The sequence below is a fragment of the Aliivibrio sp. SR45-2 genome (genome assembly GCF_963890165.1).
In the GTDB taxonomy this organism is placed as follows: domain Bacteria; phylum Pseudomonadota; class Gammaproteobacteria; order Enterobacterales; family Vibrionaceae; genus Aliivibrio; species Aliivibrio salmonicida.
Genome location: NZ_CAWPRC010000036.1, coordinates 1 through 2,205, shown reverse-complemented (window position 1 = coordinate 2,205; position 2,205 = coordinate 1). Strand labels below are relative to the sequence as shown.

The 2,205-nt window shown below is 35.8% G+C and carries 3 protein-coding genes; all 3 read left to right on the top strand.

Translation table 11 applies throughout. The features are described 5' to 3' along the window. Positions 1-10 precede the first annotated feature (10 nt). The gene (locus AACV33_RS21500; protein ID WP_370527209.1) at positions 11-97 is read left to right on the top strand and encodes a hypothetical protein; all 87 of its coding nucleotides are present in this window, start codon (positions 11-13) and stop codon (positions 95-97) included. Between the two features lie 608 nt (positions 98-705). Next, entirely contained in the window at positions 706-1,482 is a 777-nt protein-coding gene (locus AACV33_RS01960; RefSeq protein WP_182700698.1) for a hypothetical protein, read from the top strand. A gap of 135 nt (positions 1,483-1,617) precedes the next feature. Then, complete coding sequence (locus tag AACV33_RS01955; RefSeq protein WP_182700697.1) at positions 1,618-1,977, top strand: GNAT family N-acetyltransferase; 360 nt, start codon at positions 1,618-1,620, stop codon at positions 1,975-1,977. Positions 1,978-2,205 lie beyond the last annotated feature (228 nt).

Sequence of the window (2,205 nt, the reverse complement as noted above, 5' to 3'; positions counted from 1 at the left end):
ATTTGAATATATTGAGATCTTCTATAATCGTAAGCGCAGTCACTCAACATTAAACAACTTGAGTCCATTTGAATTTGAAAGTAAATTTGTAAAATAAAGTGTTCGCTTTTCGAGGGGCACACCAAACCTTCATCTTAGCCCTAATCTTTATAGTTTGGTCTTCGGCAAGTGGTCGCTTTTTTAATATCTTGTCAGTCGAAATGCAGTGAGTTCCGTTTGTCGGTTATTGCGGTTTAGGGCTTGGTGTATATAAGGCTTTCTTGCCAAGTTTCTATCGTGATTAATAAGTTCTGTCGCCGCAATTGTTCACTGATGTTGTTTGTTATTGCGCCCGTTGCGGTTCAAATTTTGTGGCTCTAAATTCATTGCCAAGTGCGTAGGGTCATTCTCCAATATTCGCGTGCCGCAACAAAAGTTCTCATCTGTATTGTGTTTGGCTTCAGCGTTTACTAAGTCGCTTTAAGTGATAATCCACCCTGCGATTATTGAGTACCGTTGAATTAATCGCAAAAGAGAAAAGGCGAGTTGTTGTTGGACGTTATACGCTGTATTTTAGTTCTAAGTTATTGAGTTATATCGGTTGTAACAAAACAATCAAGGTGATGCGTTTTACTCCGCGGTTTTGGTATGGAGTTCGGTGTGTTTGGCTAGTTTAACGTGGAACACCTTATTGTGAGCGTTAGCCCTCAATTAGGAAATTTAAGTATGTCATATGTTGGATCTATGGAAGGGGATATATATTCTCATTGTTGGTTTTATGAATCTGCGAGACGTTCATTTGAATATGAAGGTTATGGGGATACCTGTGGAGGAATAACTGGTATTGCTCTCACGGCATTTATGGTTGAAAGTTACTTAAATCTAAGCTGTAAATTGATTTTTGATTGGCATACACGTTCAAATAAAATTTTGGACCACCCTCCAAAGGATTTATATGAACTTATTGATAAAGTACCTAAAAGTTCAAATATACATGAACGAGTAGCAATTGCTTATGGTTATAAAGAGCAATTTTATTCGTTAATTAAAGAGTTTGAATTGACACTTAATGGGCGGAAAAAAGAAACGTTTAATAAGATTAATAAAATGAAATCTTTTTATGAAATAGATGATAAGCTTAGGTTTTCTCCCAAAGTTAAATTTAAAGCATTATCAGAAATGCTATATATAGACGTTGAAATGAAAAATGAACATCAAAAATTAATTGAGCGTTTATTTACGTTGAGAAATACATTAGCTCATGGCCGTTCTGAATTTGTTAAAAGAGCAGTTATAATCGAAAGTGAGAATGCAGAATCAAAATTTTCGTCTGCTACTATTCCTTCAGTTAAGGCAAATTGGCAAATAGATTGCACTTCTGAAAATGCAAAAGTGATGTTCAATGAAGCGTGTAATGTAATAAAGCTGTTAAGTTTATTAGCTTTTGATAATGAATACCCATTTATGATGCCAACTCAAATAGGTGCTTTTAGTAAGGGCTAACAATCGCATCAACACGATTTGCTACACTCGGCGTTGTCAGTTTGTCTTTAGTTTCAGTGATTAAGGCAGTAAAATTCAGCTAAGTCTGTATCGTAGCAAACGTGTTATGCAGGCGTTATGTACTATTGGGGAAGTATGGATATTGAACTTATTAGGCAAAAAGGAAAATCATTCTCTTATATTGTTCGAGCGCAAGGATTGAATGTTGGTCGTATTCATATTTCGATCTCTAATGAATCAGCAACTATTGAAGATATTAATGTAGGCGAGATTCGTTTTAAACCATACTGGTTCTTCCCCTTTAAACGTACGATATCATATCGTGGAAAAGGGTATGGCTCAGCTTTATTAAAAACAGCTATAAATCATTGTCGAGAGATTGGCGTTAAAGAAATCTTAGGTGTAATGCATGGCGATGAAGTAAAGCTAGCAAAATTGTATAAACGTCATGGGTTTGCTGTTAATTACGATCATAGTATTTATCTATCAATTTAGAACGTACATAACAATCGCATCAACACGATTTGCTACATTCGGCGTTGTCAGTTTACCTTTAGTTTCAGTGATTAAGGCGTTAAAATTCAGCTAGGTCTGCATAGTAGCAAACGTGTTATGCAGGCGTTGTGCGTACTGAGTCCGAAATTTTTTGCACGGTTCATCAATAGAATCGCAGCTTTTGTAGTTTCGGCTTAGTAAGCGTCCTTTTCTTCTTTGTTGCCTTTT